At 47.2% G+C, this 17,137-nt stretch carries 14 protein-coding genes; 7 read left to right on the top strand and 7 right to left on the bottom strand.

Annotated features, from left to right (window positions below):
• Nucleotides 1-4 precede the first annotated feature (4 nt).
• The 3 genes from LL912_RS15305 to LL912_RS15295 form a co-directional block, all read right to left on the bottom strand.
• The gene (locus LL912_RS15305) at nucleotides 5-871 is read right to left on the bottom strand and encodes an ABC transporter ATP-binding protein (RefSeq protein ID WP_235554449.1); all 867 of its coding nucleotides are present in this window, start codon (nucleotides 869-871) and stop codon (nucleotides 5-7) included.
• A gap of 80 nt (nucleotides 872-951) precedes the next feature.
• Nucleotides 952-1,164: a helix-turn-helix domain-containing protein gene (locus LL912_RS15300; RefSeq protein WP_231007265.1), complete on the bottom strand. Its 213-nt coding sequence runs from the start codon at nucleotides 1,162-1,164 to the stop codon at nucleotides 952-954.
• Between the two features lie 3 nt (nucleotides 1,165-1,167).
• Complete coding sequence (locus LL912_RS15295; protein WP_235554448.1) at nucleotides 1,168-1,686, bottom strand: DUF2975 domain-containing protein; 519 nt, start codon at nucleotides 1,684-1,686, stop codon at nucleotides 1,168-1,170.
• A gap of 211 nt (nucleotides 1,687-1,897) precedes the next feature.
• Here LL912_RS15295 and LL912_RS15290 point away from each other — a divergent pair, with 211 nt between their 5' ends.
• The 3 genes from LL912_RS15290 to LL912_RS15280 are packed head-to-tail and all read left to right on the top strand — an operon-like array spanning nucleotide 1,898 to nucleotide 4,774.
• Entirely contained in the window at nucleotides 1,898-2,608 is a 711-nt protein-coding gene (locus tag LL912_RS15290) for a hypothetical protein (RefSeq protein WP_235554447.1), read from the top strand.
• 9 nt (nucleotides 2,609-2,617) lie between these two features.
• Entirely contained in the window at nucleotides 2,618-3,727 is a 1,110-nt protein-coding gene (locus tag LL912_RS15285; RefSeq protein WP_235554446.1) for a hypothetical protein, read from the top strand.
• 27 nt (nucleotides 3,728-3,754) lie between these two features.
• Nucleotides 3,755-4,774 carry an acetate and sugar kinases/Hsc70/actin family protein gene (locus LL912_RS15280; RefSeq protein ID WP_235554445.1) on the top strand — a complete coding sequence of 340 codons (1,020 nt, stop codon included), beginning with the start codon at nucleotides 3,755-3,757 and terminating at the stop codon, nucleotides 4,772-4,774.
• Between the two features lie 272 nt (nucleotides 4,775-5,046).
• Here LL912_RS15280 and LL912_RS15275 read toward each other — a convergent pair whose 3' ends face one another.
• The 4 genes from LL912_RS15275 to LL912_RS15260 form a co-directional block, all read right to left on the bottom strand.
• On the bottom strand, nucleotides 5,047-5,526 hold the full coding sequence (locus tag LL912_RS15275; RefSeq protein ID WP_235554444.1) for a hypothetical protein: 480 nt from the start codon (nucleotides 5,524-5,526) through the stop codon (nucleotides 5,047-5,049).
• A 395-nt stretch (nucleotides 5,527-5,921) separates the two neighbouring features.
• A complete protein-coding gene (locus tag LL912_RS15270) occupies nucleotides 5,922-7,961 on the bottom strand; it encodes a M13 family metallopeptidase (RefSeq protein ID WP_235554443.1) in 2,040 nt (679 codons plus the stop codon).
• A gap of 778 nt (nucleotides 7,962-8,739) precedes the next feature.
• On the bottom strand, nucleotides 8,740-11,358 hold the full coding sequence (locus tag LL912_RS15265; protein ID WP_235554442.1) for an MGH1-like glycoside hydrolase domain-containing protein: 2,619 nt from the start codon (nucleotides 11,356-11,358) through the stop codon (nucleotides 8,740-8,742).
• A gap of 90 nt (nucleotides 11,359-11,448) precedes the next feature.
• Nucleotides 11,449-12,519, bottom strand: coding sequence for an N-acetylmuramoyl-L-alanine amidase (locus LL912_RS15260; RefSeq protein ID WP_235554441.1), 1,071 nt, complete (start codon nucleotides 12,517-12,519; stop codon nucleotides 11,449-11,451).
• Nucleotides 12,520-12,681: 162 nt separating this feature from the next.
• Here LL912_RS15260 and gndA point away from each other — a divergent pair, with 162 nt between their 5' ends.
• From gndA to pgl, 4 genes are all read left to right on the top strand, one after another.
• Nucleotides 12,682-14,100: an NADP-dependent phosphogluconate dehydrogenase gene (gene gndA, locus LL912_RS15255; RefSeq protein WP_235554440.1), complete on the top strand. Its 1,419-nt coding sequence runs from the start codon at nucleotides 12,682-12,684 to the stop codon at nucleotides 14,098-14,100.
• 261 nt (nucleotides 14,101-14,361) lie between these two features.
• Nucleotides 14,362-14,658: a GxxExxY protein gene (locus LL912_RS15250; RefSeq protein WP_235554439.1), complete on the top strand. Its 297-nt coding sequence runs from the start codon at nucleotides 14,362-14,364 to the stop codon at nucleotides 14,656-14,658.
• Between the two features lie 179 nt (nucleotides 14,659-14,837).
• Nucleotides 14,838-16,376 carry a glucose-6-phosphate dehydrogenase gene (gene zwf, locus LL912_RS15245; RefSeq protein WP_235554438.1) on the top strand — a complete coding sequence of 513 codons (1,539 nt, stop codon included), beginning with the start codon at nucleotides 14,838-14,840 and terminating at the stop codon, nucleotides 16,374-16,376.
• Nucleotides 16,373-17,095, top strand: a complete 723-nt coding sequence (gene pgl, locus LL912_RS15240; RefSeq protein ID WP_235554437.1) for a 6-phosphogluconolactonase — start codon at nucleotides 16,373-16,375, stop codon at nucleotides 17,093-17,095. Before zwf ends, pgl begins: the two co-directional genes overlap by 4 nt.
• The last annotated feature ends 42 nt before the right edge of the window (nucleotides 17,096-17,137 follow it).

Below are 17,137 nucleotides of genomic sequence, written 5' to 3'. Positions count from 1 at the left end.
CATTTCAGGATTGGGTAAGTTGGGTAAAATAAACAGCCTCCAGGTCAGCCTGTTTGGGCAAAAAGCCATCCCCCGGTTCCGCTTCTGCGTACACATTGATGTGCAGCTTTCCGGCCGTAAAATGCGATGAAATCACCCGGTGTGCTGGTGGCGCTTCGTCTTTTTTGTCGATCCGTTTCGACCATATTTTTCCATCAAGCGCCCTCACAAAATCATCGGGTCTTCCTGTTGCAATAAGGCTGCCGTTTTGAATAATGGCCATATGGGTGCAGAGGTTCCGCACATCTTCCACCAGGTGGGTAGAAAGGATCACGATCACCTGTTCCCCGATTTCGCTGAGCAGGTTATTAAAGCGGTTGCGTTCTTCCGGATCCAGGCCAGCGGTAGGTTCATCCACAATGATCAGCTGTGGGTTGCCCAACAAGGCCTGCGCAATACCAAAGCGCTGTCGCATCCCCCCGGAAAAACTGCTTACGGCTTTGTCCTTATGCATATAAAGGTTGGTCCGTTGCAGTAAGGCCCCTATCTGTTCTTTCCGCGCAGCTTTGTGTGTGATGCCTTTAAGGATCGCCAGGTGATCCAGTAGTGTTGCAGCAGACAGTTTCGGATACACCCCAAAGTCCTGGGGCAGATAGCCCAGTTGTTTTTTAATAAGCACAGAACCCGGTGTAACCGTGGCGCCGTTAAAGGTAATGCGGCCCGAGTCCGGTGTCTGCAAGCCGGCAATGGTCCGCATCAATGAAGATTTTCCGGCACCGTTGGGGCCCAGCAGGCCAAACATCCCGTTGGATAATTCCAGGGAAATATCATTAAGGGCTTTTACCCCGCCGGGGTAGGTTTTACTAAGTTGTTCGATGGTAAGACGGTTCATGTGATCCGGTTTTTTAAAGACAATAAAATTCCCTGCAGCCCGCGGCCGCATTTTTTATACCCAGTGCTGTTATGATGGATTTAGCTTTCTTCCTCTACATATTCCAGTATATCCCCGGGCTGGCATTTCAGTGCTTTACAGATAGCCTCCAGTGAGTCGAAGCGGATGCCCCTGGCCTTGCCCGTTTTGAGTATGGATAAATTGGCGGGTGTAACGTTTAAAATTTCGGCCAATTCCTTTGACTGCATCTTACGTTTGGCAAGCATTACATCAAGGTTTATGATAATTGGCATGGTTTAAAATATTAAATCTTGTTCGTTTTGTAATTGCAGGCCCCGGCTAAAAATAACGGCCATAAAATAAGCAAAGATGCCCAATACCCAATGCAATACCGTAAGAATCACAATGGTGCTTACTTCATAATGATCGGCCAGGTGCCGCACCAGGAAGGGAAGCGGCGCCAGGAAATTGAGCAGGTAAAATACTTTCAGCCGCTGTACGCCCTTTCGGGTAAAGAGTTTTTGCTCCCGGAACGTTTTAAAAATGTTACCCAGCATCCAGAAAAAAACGCCGTATAAACCAATAAAGGCGGTCATTTCAAAAATATAGATGAACCGGTACTCATCCCCGATCAAAAAATTAGTGGATGTAAACGGGTAATGCAGGGCAAAACGTTGTCCGCCATCCAGTGGGTGTACCAACTGATTGCTGAAAAGAAAGCAAATGATGATGTATAGCGCCGTAGCCAGGTAAGGAACCGCCAAAAGACGGGAAAGATACAACAGCGCCGTAGCAATAACGCGAACCTTTTGCATTTGGATAATTTCTGTAAAGGTATAAGTAATTATCGTAAAACAATAATTAATTTCTTATTTACTTAATTTTTTTATCTAAAGCGCGTCTTCCGGCGGAATAAGGGAACCGGCGCCCGTTTTTTAACAATTCACCGGCAATGGCCCTTTGTTCGCCGCCGGGGATACCGCTTTTTCTGCAGAGTTTTTGTATTTTAGCTTAGATTTATTGAATATGGACACAAAGCCTGGTAAGACTAGCTTCGGCATTCTCCGGAATATTAGAAGACTGATTTTTGAAGATGAACATGCAGCACCTACAGCAACGCCCGCGTCTGCTCCCGTTACTCCTGTAAAAACGCCCGAACCGGTGGCCGTTACGCCCGTTGTTCCGGTTTATGTACAACCCGTAGATACTGCAACCGTACCGGGTACCGACCTTAAAGAAATGAAGGGAAAGGTGCTGGACCTGCTGGAAAAGCTGAACGAAGACGGGATCGATTTTTTTGAAGTGTGGAACGCTGCCGCGGATATGGGCACCATCGACGCTACTTCTATTAAGGCCGCATTTACCTCGTTAAAGTATGTAGACAAATCGCTCACCAAAGAGAAGCTGCTGAAAACCGGCCGCAACTATGCTGCACGGATACAGGAGGTAATTGCCCAGGATGTGGTACAAAAGGAAAACCAGAAACAGGGCATTCAAAACAACCTGGTGCGGGAAAAGCAATCGCTCGAAAAAGAGATCCAGGACCTGAAGGCAAAAATTGCAGAGCTGCAGGAACAGCTTGCTGCAAAAGAACAATCGTATCAAACCCTGGACGGCTCTTACGATGCCCAGCTTACTGATATTGATCAGAAGATCCGCACCGGCAAAGCGGCCGTAACAGAGGTGGTAAGCGATATTGAAAAAGCACTTTCAATTATTGAACAGAACATAAACTAAAAATTGACAATGGCAGAAAAATCTCAGGTAATCAACATCCCGGCAGAAATCAAAAGCCAGTTACCCATTTTTCAGGTGCTGGGCGATAAACTGCCGGCACAGGTAATGACTCCGGAAGGTAAAAAAACGATCTCCGCTGTTTTTTTCTGGGCCCTGGTTATTGGCGGTGCGTTTGCATTTTTTAAGTACCTGCCCGTACTGCTGGAGTATGCCCAGAAGAGCGTGCTGCTCGTAATTTTTGGTATCCTGCTGGTATCCCTGTTGCTGCTGGCGCCCAAGATTGTTTCCCTGCTGCATCGCCTGGGAACCGTGCTGTTGTTTAAGGGAGAAAAGGAGATCATCCGAAAGAACCCGATAGAAACCCTGCAGTTGCTGGAGCGGGATGCAAAAGATACCTTAAAGCGCGTAAAGAATAAGATCGCCAATGTGGATGGTGTACGCATCGACATGATCACCAGTGGCGAAAATGCACAAAAAACGGCCGAAGAAAAATACCAGTATGCACGACGCTTTACAGCCGAAGCGGGCAACCTGGAGGAAAAAGCCAAGCAGGCAGCTGCCGGCGGCAATAATGAAAAGGCCAATGAATTTACCCGCGATGCAAAGGAAACCCGCACCAAGGCCTTCCTGCTGGGTAAAGAAGGCGAGGCAGAAGAGCAGAATGCACGCAGCTATGCGCAATATGCCAACCAGTTCAGCAAAGTGCTGGAAGTATTAAAAGATAATGAGAGCGCCGCGCGCATTTATGTAAGCACGCTCAATAGCAGCATCTCCATCATTGCCAAAAAACTGGAAGCTACCCAAAAAATGAAGAGCGCCACCGAAGGATTGGCCGATGTATTTAACATTAAAGACGGCTGGGCCTTCCAGGAAGCCATGAATGCCGCTACGGGCGCTATCAGCCAGAACATTGCTTCGATCCGTTCCAACCTCGATTTCCTGGATCAGAACAACAATATCACCGTAGGCGGAACGCCTTCCCAAAGCGAACTGGAAGCCTTTATTAAAAAAGTGGATGAGCGCAACCTGAAAGTGCTCAATGTAACGGAAATGTCCAGTGCCAGTTACGAACTGAAACCGGAAGAAAAAGTAGACAAAGGCTTTTCATTGCTGGATTAATCAAACAACAAAACACAGACACATACTATGGAACAAAGATCAACCTGGTCGCGGTTACGCTGGCCGATTAAAGCGTTTATTATTGCCATTCCTATTTTCCTGCTGGGCTATTGGGGCTATAAAAGCGGCGTATTTAACAGCCATGATGATGTAAAAACCGAGGCCACCACCACCACTACTGCAGACAGCGATGAAGGCGCTAAACCTTCAGAAGCAAAAACAAAGACCACTGCATCCGGCAGAACCTTTAACTATGAGCCGGAAAAGCCGGTGAACGGCGAACTGAAAGGTGTGGTAGAAGTAGGTGCCTCCGGGTTCAATTCATTTATCATTAATATGGATGCGGAAAAGCGGTGGGAGATCGTTTCCAAAGATTTTGGCCAGTCCTTTGCCTATGAGGGCATGGCGACTACGGAAGATATCCGCGCGGGTTTGAAGAAGTATATCGGCGATATGTTTGATAAAGGCGTACGCTCCAAAAATGTACATTTTGTGATCAGCTCCGGCGCGCAGAAAGAGCCCAAAACGGCCATTATTGCATCAGAGCTGAAGAAGATGGGCTATGTGGTAAACCTGGTTACACCGGACCAGGAAGGTAAGCTGGCGTTGAAATCTGTACTGCCTGCCGCTTACAGGGATAATTCTTTTGTAACGGATATTGGATCAGGAAATACCAAGATCTCCTGGGTGGATGCCGGCGGCAGTGTACAGGCCGTGGAAACACCCGGCGCCAAGTATTACGAAAAAGGATTGAAAGATGATGCGGTATACAGCGAGGTAAAAACCGCGGCTGCAAAGATCCCCTCCGGCAAACGCGAGGTATGTTTTATCCTGGGTGGGGTGCCTTTTGAGCTGGCCAAAGAGATCCGGAACGGTGAAGAGCGGTATACCGTGCTGAATGATCCGGATAGTTATAAATCAGACAAGGTAAAAACCAAGAGCGGTGTAAATATTTACAAAGCCATTAAGGATGCTACCAATTGCGACACGTTTGTGTTTGACTGGGATGCCAACTTTACCATTGGCTTTTTGCTGTCGTTGAAATAATACACAATAATCCACTTAAAAGAAAGGTCTGGTTATCGCGGTAGCCAGGCCTTTTTGTATATGTTAGGTGAAGAGCCGAAGGGCCTCAACGGCTGATGCCTATATGCAGTGGGGACTGGCGGGACAAGCGGGACCGTTTTTCTCAGCCGGGTCTCTCGCAGAGGACCCTGCGTTTGTGATAATGTGCTTTGCCATCGTCATGCCCTTGTTGCGGTCATAATAGAAATGCCGGCGAGGTCACGCCGGCATTTGATGTAGAATCTTGCAGCTTCTTAAAACCGGTATGCCAGTTTTGCGGAGCGGTTGCCCATATCAAAGGACATACGGTCTGTATATTTTTTCACCCGGTTGTTGCCGATCGCCCACATGGTAATACCTCCGCCAAGGGCCAGAATACCACCAGCAATGCCCATGGCACCTACCACAACTTTTGCTTCTCCCGGGGTATCGGTTGAGTAATAATCATACCCGTTATTGGCTTGGTTATCGCCTGCCGCCACCAGCGCAATACCGCCGGCAATACAGGCAATGCCCCCACTGGTCAGTATGATCCCCGATCTGCGGAGCCGTTGCCAATCTTCAATCGTTTTGGTCGAACGCGCGGCGGCTGCATCTCCAGACCGGAATATTGTTTTCGATTGCGGGTCTTTCAAAAGAAGGGTTGAAGGATACAGGGTTGTTTTTGCCAGGTCATTTTGAGCGCCGGCGGCAACAGCAGTACCCATTGCCATAAGCAGTAGTAGCTTTTTCATGTTAAATGTTTTTAAATAAAGATATCGTCAGACGAATATAATCGTTTTGTATCCAAGATGGGAAAAGATTCTGTTAAAAGCCACTATGATCGATTGGCGGATTACTGCACAGACCAGTCATGCCGCTCCTAAAAATACACATACCCGGTACCCTTCTGAAACCAGGCGTTTCGGATAATTATACAACCGGTCGAAGTTTTCCATTCTATACGGGTGGGGCCGCAGGCTTTAAACTCCGGCTGTCGGAAAGAGCGGTGCTTCGGGCGCATAAAAAAAGCCCCGCGTGCGAAGCTTTTAGGTGGGTGGGACCCGCTAAAAGCGTTACCATCCCAGGTATTTGCTATGCTGGTTTAGGTATCCGGTGTAGGCGTTGTGCTTCCGGGAGCACAGGTCATTTACCACATCCGGATCCGATCTTCAGGCTTCTTGTACAGCTTATCTCCCTGCTTAACATCAAATGCCTGATACCAGGCATCCATGTTCACTAATGGACCAATGGTACGGTATGGCCCTGGAGCATGCGGATCGGTTAAAATAAGCTGTGCTGCTGTTTCTGGAAGAATATTTCCTCTCCATACCTGAGCCCAGGCCAGGAAAAAACGCTGGTCAGGTGTAAAGCCGTCGATCTTTTTACCAGACTGGCCTTGCTTTGTCATCTTAAAGGCTTCATAAGCCGCATTCAGTCCGCCCAAGTCACCAATATTCTCACCCAGTGTCAGTTTCCCGTTCACATGAAGCGTGTCCAACACGGTATAACTGTCAAACTGCCGGGCAAGAGCATCCGCCTTGGCTTCAAATTTTTTCCGGTCTTCCTCCGTCCACCAATTCCGGAGCGTACCGTCTGCATCGTATTTACTCCCATTATCGTCGAAGCCATGAGACATTTCATGTCCGATCACTGCGCCGATGCCACCATAATTCACAGCATCGTCTGCATTAGGATCGAAGAAGGGAAACTGTAAAATTCCGGCCGGAAAAACGATTTCATTCAGTGTTGCGCTGTAATAGGCATTTACCGTTGGGGGCGTCATTCCCCAGCGCTCGCGGTCTACCGGTTTACCCAGGCGGCTGATCATAAAATGATAGCCCCAGTTGTTTACATTCCGGATATTTTGAAAAAAGCTGTTACGATCGATGCTCAAGCCGTCATAGGTTTCCCATTTATCAGGATACCCGATCTTCGGCCGGAAGGCGGCCAGTTTTGCCAGCGCTTTTTCTTTGGTAGCCGCGCCCATCCAGTCCAGGCCTTTAATCCGGATTTCAAACGCTTTACGCAGATTGGCAACCAGTTCCTCCATTCTAGCTTTTGCAGCGGGTTTGAAATATTCTTTTACATACAATTGTCCCAGCAATTCACCAATGTTCCCATCGGTCAGGGAAGATATGCGCTGCCAGCGGGGCGTTTGAATTTTTTGTCCCGTTAAGGCCTGCGTAAATGCAAAATTGGCGTTTACAAACGGGCTGCTTAAATAAGGAGCCGCACCTTTGAGCAGGTTCCATTTGAGATATATTTTCCAGTCGCTCAGCGGCGTTGTCGTCAGCATTGCTGCTGCCGCTGTAAAAAACGCCGGGTTATTTACCAGGATACTATCTTCACCTTTTACTCCCAGTTCAGAAAGGATCTCTTTCCAGTTGAACCCCGGAGTGGTTTTTGACAGATCATCGAGGAAAAATTTATTATAGGTCCGGTAAGCGTCGCGCATTTCAACCCGGCTGAGCTGCGCAGCCGCCAGTTGTTTTTCAATATTAAAAATGATGGCTGCATTTGCGGTAGCCTGGTCCTTTGGAGTGCCTACAAGTGCAAAAAGGGTGGTAATATAATTTGAGAAAGCTGCGCGGATCTGTACCGACCGCTGGTCATCCTTTAAATAGTTATCCCGGTCGGGAAGCGAGGTGCCGCCCTGGCCGAGCTGCGGGATCATTACCTCTACGTTTTTGCGATCCTGCCCTACAAAAAATCCATACAGGGGAGAAGCGATGCCATTGGCCCGGAGCCCGTTTATTTTTTGAAGCAGCTCCGGCAGCGTTTTTATCGCATCAATGGAAACCAGGTCCGCCTTCAGGGGGGCAAAACCCTGTTTTTCAATAGCTACGCTGTCCATGCCGGCAGCATAAAAATCGCCCACGCGTTTTTCCACCGAACCGGCCGGTGCATTTGTATTGGCCCGGGCTTTTTCCAGGATCGATTTTACGGCGTTGATGTTAAAATCGCGCAGCATATTAAAACTTCCCCAACGGGTTTCTTTGGCCGGCACGGGATTGTTTTTTACCCAGGTTCCGCTGGCATATTCGTAAAAATCGTTGCCGGGTTTTACCGAACGGTCCATATTGACAGGATCAATAAATTTTTTTTGTTTTTGTGCCTGGACCGGAAAGGTGCTCACCAAAAGGGCCGCTCCGATGCCCCATATAGCCGCTTTTAAAAATATTTTCATTTTAAAGGATCAATTAGGGCATGAAAATAAATATATTTTAATTTTCACGGCATAACCTGTTCAAAGTTTTCAAATAAACAGCGTCTTGATATGATGCATTCAGGGGCATCTTAAACCCAGGATGTGTATTATTTTGGGCATAATGGGTTCAAAACTTCAATTTATTGTGCATAACCCGTTTTTTTTGTGTATTGTGTTGTTCACAACAACTGCAAAACAACCGCCTAAAAAATTTGGAATCGGGCAGTTACGGATCGTATCTTCAAATTGCAATTGATGAAACGAATAATTTATTAGGCGATTTTGTCAAAAGCGCACCGACAGTTTCTTTGAAATCAGGTTGTTGAATACCGGTTTGTCTGACAGCGATGAAGGACAGAATCGGGGTTAAGCAGCCAGAAGACAGGAAGCGTCTTCGCTTAATAAAGCAGGGATGGGTGCACTTACTCAAAGGCGGAACAGCCAGAATACCGAAAGGTATTGAAGCGTTCGGCATGAGGGAAGTGCAAATGCCCGCCCGGAATTTTAAGCAAAACAGCGGAAGCCTTGCCGGTTGCCGGGAATCAGTCGTTTTAGCTGTGTGGTCTGTAACAGGAATGCACAACTGTAACTAAGTTTCCAGACAGCAACAATGCAGAAGCTATTAAAAAAGCATCGGGTTAGTAAGTGAAAAGGCCGGGAAACCGGTTTTGAAACAGAAGCACGATGCTTTTTTATTTATACTTATAAGATTTAACCGATGATAGCAAACAAGCTGAAACACCTTATAGTTTTCGGCTTATTCCTTATCCGCCAATTCACTGATCAACTCTGCTACCAGTGCAGACCATCCGGTTTGATGGCTGGCACCCAGCCCGCGACCGGAGTCTCCATTGAAATATTCATAAAACAGGATGAGGTCCTCGTTTTCCGGGAGGCTGAAAAACCAGTTGTATTCCCCGTAAATCGGCCGGCTGCCATTTGTATCCTTTTGAAAGAGGCTGATCACCCGTTTGGATAACTCCGTTGAAATATTAAACAGGTTCATTTTGTTTCCCGAGCCCGTAGGATATTCCATCAGGAAGGAATCATGGTAAAATTTGCCCAGTCTCCGGATCGATTGGATGATGATGAAATTAATCGGGATCCACACCGGTCCCCTCCAGTTGGAATTGCCGCCAAACATATCCGATGTGGAGTCGCCCGGATCATAGCGGATTGAATGCACTTCACCGTTGATGGCAACGGAATACGGATTGGACTCATGGTATTTCGACAATGCCCGGATGCCTCCCTCAGATAGAAACTCACTTTCATCCAGTAAGCGGGACAGTAATGCCTTCAGGCGGTCGCGCTGCACCAGCGACATCAGCATTTCTTCGCCGTCTCCCTTTTCTTCATTAGGCCAGAACAGGTCATTCTTTAGCCGGTAATTTTTATACCAGGTGAACCGCTTTTTAAAATCGGGTAGTTTGTCAAAAATATCCTTGTTCATGATGTTTACCGCATACAGCGAGGTCAGTCCAACAATCGATCGGATCTTGAGCGGCTGTGGAGCGGCATCCCGCATACACAGTACATCATAAAAGAACTGGTCTTCCTCGTTCCACAGCACGTGATCATTCAGTGCTTCTGCGATCAATACAAAATGTTCAAAGAATTTGGTCACCATGTCTTCAAAGGAAGGGTCTACCACGGCAATCTCTAAAGCAATATCCATCATATTCAGCGCATAGATCCCCATCCAGCTGGTGCCGTCTGCCTGCTCCAACTGCATTTCGCCCTTATCATGATAACTGCGGTTAAACACCCCGATATTATCCAGGCCCAGGAAGCCACCTTCAAAGATATTGTCCCCCTTAAGGTCTTTCCGGTTGATCCACCAGGTAAAATTGATGGTAAGTTTGTTAAATACTTTTTTCAGAAAATCGATATCCCCCTTCCCCTTTGCCTTCTTCTCAATTTCATAAATCTCCATGGCCGCCCAGGCCTGTACCGGTGGGTTCACATCGCTGAAATTCCATTCATAGGAAGGCAGCTGTCCGTCCGGTTTCATAAACCATTCCCGCATCAGTAACAGCAGCTGGTTTTTTGCAAATACCGGGTCTACCACCGCCATAGAAATACACTGGAATGATTGGTCCCAGGCTGCATACCAGGGATACTCCCATTTATCCGGCATGGAGATGATGTCCTGGTTTTTCAGGTGCGTCCATTCACTGTTACGACCGGTAAGCCGGGAAGGAACGATTGGGGTGATGCCATCGGACACACTCAGCCAGCGCTCTACATCATAATGGTAATACTGCTTGCTCCACAAAAGCCCCGCCAGCGCCTGTCGCTGTACCCTTGCTACATTGGGATGGAGGCCTTTGGGCAATATTGCTTCATAAAATGCATCCGCCTCTTTTTTGCGTTTATCAAACAACTGTAAAAAATGCTCACTGAAGGGATTTTCCGAGGGCTGATTGGTGAGCCGGCAATAGATGGAGATGGTTTCGCCGGCCTTGATCGTGCGCTCAAATACCGGTGCAAAGCGGGTTCCATGTTTCCGGATGCGCAACTGGTCAATGTTTTTCCCGTCAATAATGGCATCATGGAATGCATCTTTTACAAAAATGCTGGTGTTGGGACGTCCGAAGAGTTTTTCAAAATTGGTTTCATTATCCGTAAACAATGCATCATCGGCTCCCTGGAAATAAAAATAATAATCCCCGATACGGTTATGCTTCGCCACCACGGTATGATCGTTTACCCAGGCAATATCCGGTACCGCTGTATTGGAGCCGTGCGCCCACCGGTTATAAAACCAAAGCAGCGGCAATATGGTAACAGGGGCCGCTTCGCTGTAAAGATTGGTAATATTGATCCTTATGGCAATATCCGTACTGCTTTCCTTTGCATAGGTAACATGCACATTGAAATATTTGCGGTTGTTGAAGATACCGGTATCGAGTATTTCGTACTCCGTTTGGTTCTTATCCCGCATCCGGTTCTGCTCCCGGAGTTGTTCGTATGGAAAGGCTTCCTGAGGATACTTATACAGGTATTCCATGTAGTAATGTGTAGGCAGGTTGTCCATGTAGAAATACAATTCTTTTACATCTTCACCATGATTGCCTTCATGATTACCCAATCCGAATAAACGTTCTTTCAGGATTTTATCCTTCCCGTTCCACAAGGCTACTGCAAAACAGAGGTTTTGAAAATAATCGGAAATACCGGCCAAACCGTCTTCTCCCCAAAGATACGCACGGCTATGTGCGTGATCGAATGGGAAATAGTTCCAGGTGTCACCATTCTGACTGTAGTCTTCTCTTACCGTACCCCACTGACGCTCGCTTACATAGGGCCCCCATTGTTCCAGCGGGATGGCTTTTTTTGCATTTTCTGCTAGGCGTTTATGTTCTTTTGTCATCAATTTTCACTTTAACTAAAAACCTCCATACTGTTTAGATATGGAGGTTACAAAAATATCTTTTTTAAAATTAAGGGGATTTCCGGTGAATCAATACTTCCGGTATACGTTGTATAAAACTTTTTTGTCGTAATCTGTTAACATCGGTGAGTTGTCGTTCTGTATAAAGTGGAGTTTAAACGACTGGATTGCGGAAGCCGGAGTGGTAATGTCGTAGCCAATCACCCGAAGGGCCAGCAAGGCATTGAAGTCGGCAGGCGGTTCTGCCAGGTTGGTCGAATCGTACCAATAGCCAAAACCCGCATCGGCCAGCCGTTTCCAGGGAAAATATTTACTGGGATCATTTTTACGCACGGGGGCGATATCCGAATGTCCGATAAAATTAGCTTGGGGGATGCCAAATTTGTCCTTCAGATAGCCTAGCAATTTGATCAGGGAACTGATCTGTGCTTCAGAAAAAGGTTCCGTACCGTTGTTGTCTATTTCAATACCGATACTACAGGAGTTCATATCGGTAATGGCTCCCCATTTGCTCCTTCCGGCATGCCAGGCACGCATATATTCGTTCAACATCTGGTAGGTGACCCCATCCCTGCCCACCACAAAATGAGCGCTTACACTGGTACGCGAAACAGAAAAGGTAAATAAGGTTTGCTCGGCACTGGTCTGAGCGGTATGATGCAGGATGACAAAATTGGGTTTGCGGGCATCAAAGTTTACAGTGGTATACCATTGGGAATTTACTGCGGGGTTCTTGGGATTGGGTACCACCGTCATTTCCTTGAACAGGTTCTCAGTTATTTTATAATAGCTGGGTTTTGCGGCAACGCGCTGGATACTGTCCGTAATATTTTTGTAAAAAGCCGGGGAGCGGTAACTGGCTGAAGCAGTGGCAGTAGTATTATCGGTTTCCGGTTCTTCCCTGCGTTCAACTTTCGTATTTACAGCAGGCCGTTCTTCCGGTGGTTTTCTTGAAGTAATCTGTTCGGGCCTGGTAAAAGTGGTTTGATTAGGGTGCCGGCCATTGTCCTGGTTGGCAGGTTTCTGGTTCGACGGCGGTGTTCCGGACAACACATTCCTTCGGGCAGGTTGTGAAGTGCCGCAGGCGTACAGCACCACCATCAACAATGCCATTCTAAATAATGCTTTGCTGCTCAACATTTCTGATCGTTTCGTTGAATGAATCTAAATAAATAAGGCCGTTTCCTTGCGTGAAAGTAACGAAAATCCTCGTAAAACGACCGATCGTTGTTAAAATTGTGCATTCGAACAAATTATTTTATGATTTTGTTAATGCAGTATTACCTTTAGAAAAAAAAGTTTATGGCTGCAAGATTTGGTATGGTTGGATTGGGAACAATGGGTCGGAACCTGGTATTAAACATTGCGGATCATGGGTTTGAGGTTTGCGGTTACGACCGTGATGAAAACCAGCGGAAGATCACTGAAGAAGCAGGAAAAGGCAAACCGGTTTCCACGGCAGCCTCTTCTGCAGAGCTGGTTGCAAAACTGGAAACACCCCGTATCATCATGTTGCTGGTGCCCGCCGGGAAGATCGTAGATGCTGTTATCGGCGAACTGGTTCCGCAATTGCAGAAAGGCGATATCCTGATTGACGGCGGTAACTCGCATTTTATTGACACCGAACGAAGATACCAGGAGCTGCAAAACTCCGGGATCCATTTCATCGGGATGGGTGTTTCCGGCGGTGAAGACGGTGCCCGTTTTGGTCCCAGTATGATGCCGGGTGGCAACAAAGAAAGCTATGAACTGGTAAAAGATATCCTGGAAGCCATTGCCGCCAAGGCAGAAGGTGAGCCTTGTGTAGCCTATATGGGCCATACCGCAGCCGGACATTATGTAAAGATGGTGCACAATGGTATTGAATATGCCATTATGCAAATGATCAGTGAAGTATATGGAGTGCTGAAAAACGAAGGCATGACGAATGCACAGTTTGCCGACCTGTTTGAGGAATGGAACCAGGGCGAGCTGCAATCCTTCCTGATCGAGATCACTGCGGTGATCTTCCGTGAAAAGGATCCCGAAACCGGCAAAGACCTCATCGACCTGATCCTGGATAAAGCCAAACAAAAAGGCACGGGCTTGTGGACCTCCGAAAGTTCGTTGGAGCTTAATGTGCCCCTGCCTACGATCGATATTGCCGTTTCCATGCGTTACCTGTCCGCACTAAAAGACGAACGCACGGCTTTTTCAAAGCTCTACGATCACCAGAATCAAAAAACCGGTACCAACCTGGAGGCACTTAAAAACATTTGCCGGGATGCCCTGCATTTTTCATTTATGCTGGCTTATGCCCAGGGACTGGAGCTGCTACAGGTGGCATCGGCCAATTACCATTACGAGATCGATATCAAAACCGTGGTAAAAGTATGGCGGGGCGGTTGCATCATCCGCTCGGTGTTGCTAAAAGACCTGTTCAACGCATATGAAAAAGAGCCGGCCTTAACCAATATTATTGGTTCCACACAATTTGCAGGCATATTGAAAGAAAAGCGCAAGACAATGGTGGCCTTCCTCAAAACGGCCATGGATGCCGGCGTAGCAGCGTCCTCCATTTCCTCCACACTGAATTATTTTGATGCGTATACTACGGAGCGTTTGCCCGCCAACCTCATACAGGCACAGCGCGATCTGTTTGGCGCACATACCTATGAGCGCATTGACAAGCCGGGAAGTTTTCATACAGACTGGCCGTATACACCGGCAGAAGCAAAGTAGTGTTGTTGCCACGGAGGCACTAAGGCTCTAAGAAACACGAAGATTTTTAAAGGCGTACTACTCCTTTGTGCATCTTGGCGACTTTATGTCTTAGTGGTATTGATATTCCTCTTTGTGACATTAGCTTCCTTCCCTGATTTTATGTTCATTAGCGAACCTAAAAAACATCAAAATGAACAGCAGCTTTAATGCCCATCGGGAAGCCCAGGCCAGGCAAGTAGTCGATAGTGCTTATATCATTATAAACTAGGACCCAGCTCATTGAAATCCGTTTATCAAACATGTTTCTGTTATGAAGGTTCCAAAAGAAACATACCATTCATCCCGCAAAAGAAAGTTCCAATAAAATATGATGATATAGAATTCCCCGAAGGACTAAGATTGGATATTCTGGTCGACAACCTGATGATTGTAGAGCTAAAAGCCCAGGAAGATTATCATCCGGTTTGGGAGGCGCAGTTGTTGAGCTATCTTAAACTTTCAGATAGACATCTGGGGTTTATTACTAATTTCTCCGTACCGCTGACCGAAAACGGGATCAGGAGAATGGTGCTTTAAATGCTGGGCCACTAAGGCGCTAAGACTCCAAGAAACATAAAGATTTTTGAAACCGCACAACCCCCTTCTTGCATCTTTGTGACTTCGTGTCTTTGTGGCGAGATCCGTTCTTTTAAACATTCCTTTGCGTAACTTAGTGCCTTCGCGTCTTTGTGGCGTAAAAACATTAAACCGTTTATATGAGCTTTAAACAAACGCCTGCCAATATTGTCATTTTCGGCGGTTTTGGAGACCTTTCCTGGAGAAAACTGATCCCGGCCTTTTACAACCTGTTTATACATGGCTATATGCCGGATGAATTTGCGATCTACGCAGTGCATTACCAGGGCATGCCCGAAGATTCGTTTGAAAAGCATATGCTGGAAGGGGTAAATAATTTCTCCAGGAGCGGAAAGGCAAAACCGGAACAATGGAATGCCTTCATCAAAAAGCTCTATTTCTTCCAGGGCGATTTTACGCTGGATGATACCTACACCCGGTTGAAGACCATTTTGAATAAGAATGACAAAGACTGGAAGAAACGGGCCACCCGCCTGTTCTACTACTCCGTAGCCCCTGCCTTTATTGATCCCATCTCCAAGTCGATCTCCAAATACAAACTGGCTCCACAGCCCAACAAAGACCGCATTGTGGTGGAAAAACCCTTTGGTACCGACCTGGCGTCTGCCAAGGCCCTGAATAAACTGCTCAAAGATAATTTTGAAGAAGCGCAGATCTACCGCATCGACCATTACCTGGGCAAGGAAGTGGTGCAAAACCTGCTGGCCTTCCGTTTTGCCAATTATATTTTTGAACCGCTTTGGAACCGGAATTTTATTGAAAACGTACAGATCAGCGTAACCGAGCAGGTAAGCGTGGGCACACGTGGCAGTTACTATGATAAGAGCGGAGCCCTGCGCGATATGATTCAAAACCACCTCATGCAGTTGCTTTCCGTGGTGGGTATGGATTGTCCGAAGGGCAATGATGCGGAAGCCATCCGCAACGAAAAGGTAAAAGTACTGAAGAGCGTGCGCCCCTTTACGCCCGCCACCGTAGCATCCGATGTGGTGCGGGCACAATATACCGCCGGCGAAATTGACGGGCAACACCAGCAGGGCTATCTCCAGGAAACCAGCATTACCAAGGGGTCCACCACGGAAACCTATGCAGCGGCAAAGCTGTATATCGATAACGACCGCTGGAAGGGTGTACCCTTTTACCTGCGTACGGGCAAGTGCCTGCAAAAACAATCCTCGCTGATCGTGATCACCTTCAAAGACTCTCCCTTTAAAATATTTAAGGATGATGTAATGCCCAACCAGCTCATCATCAGCATACAGCCGGAACAGGAGATCACCCTGCTGTTTGAAGGAAAAGTGCCCGGCCCCGTGATGAAGCTGAAGCCCGTTGAAATGGACTTTACCTATTATGAATCCTTTACCGAACAGCCGCCGGAAGCCTATGAAACCTTACTGCTGGACGCTCTGGAAGGTGATGCCACCCAGTTTATGCGGGCAGACCAGGTAGAAACGGCCTGGAGCATTGTAATGCCCATTTTACAGGAATGGGAGAGGAATGGAAAGACTGGGTTGGAAAAATACCCGGCCGGTAGCTGGGGCCCGAGAAAAGCAGAACAGCTGATCAAAAAAGATGGCTTCCAATGGGTGCTGCTGCCGCCGCCGAATGGCAGAGACCGCTATATTTGCAAAGAACGCAGAAAAGAAATGAAATCATGAGCAACCCGATTCAACTTGTTTGGAAAGATAAAGAAGCATTAAGCCTTGCTGCGGCTTATCATTTTGTAAGTGCCGCTGCAAAAAACATCGCGGCCAACGGTCGTTTTACCGTAGCTTTTTCCGGTGGCAGTACGCCCAAAAGATTGTTTGAAATACTGGCCACACCGGCCTTCAGTAATAATATCGATTGGAAGAACGTACTCGTCTTCTGGAGTGATGAACGTTTTGTACCCCCCACCAGTGATGAAAGCAATTATAAGATGAGCCGCCTGGCACTGTTGGATCATGTTAAGATTCCCCGGAAAAATATTTTCATCACCCCCACAAAAGGCGAACCTGCAAAGTGCGCACAGGAATATGAAGCCAGCGTAAAAGCCATCCTTGGAAGAAACGCTCAGTTCGACCTGACTCTTTTGGGCATGGGTGATGATGGGCATACGGCCTCCCTGTTCCCGGGCACGACTATCTTAACCGAAACAAAGCGACTGGTAAAAGAAGTATGGGTAGAAAGCAAACAAACCTGGCGCATCAGTTTTACCTATACGCTTATCAATAAAAGTAAAGAAGTGATGCTGCTGGTGGGTGATGCCAACAAATACCCCATCCTCAAGAAGATCTTTGCAAAGAACGCCAAATACCTTTACCCGGTGCAGGGCGTAGCTCCGCAGAAAGGGCAAACCATCTGGATGCTGGATGAGGCGGCAGTTACAGGGCAGTGATCACAGCGGCCGGCTATAATTTCTAATTCCAGCAACACATAA

The organism is Niabella agricola (genome assembly GCF_021538615.1).
Classification (GTDB): Bacteria; Bacteroidota; Bacteroidia; order Chitinophagales; family Chitinophagaceae; genus Niabella; species Niabella agricola.
This window is presented reverse-complemented; position numbering and strand designations above follow the sequence as displayed.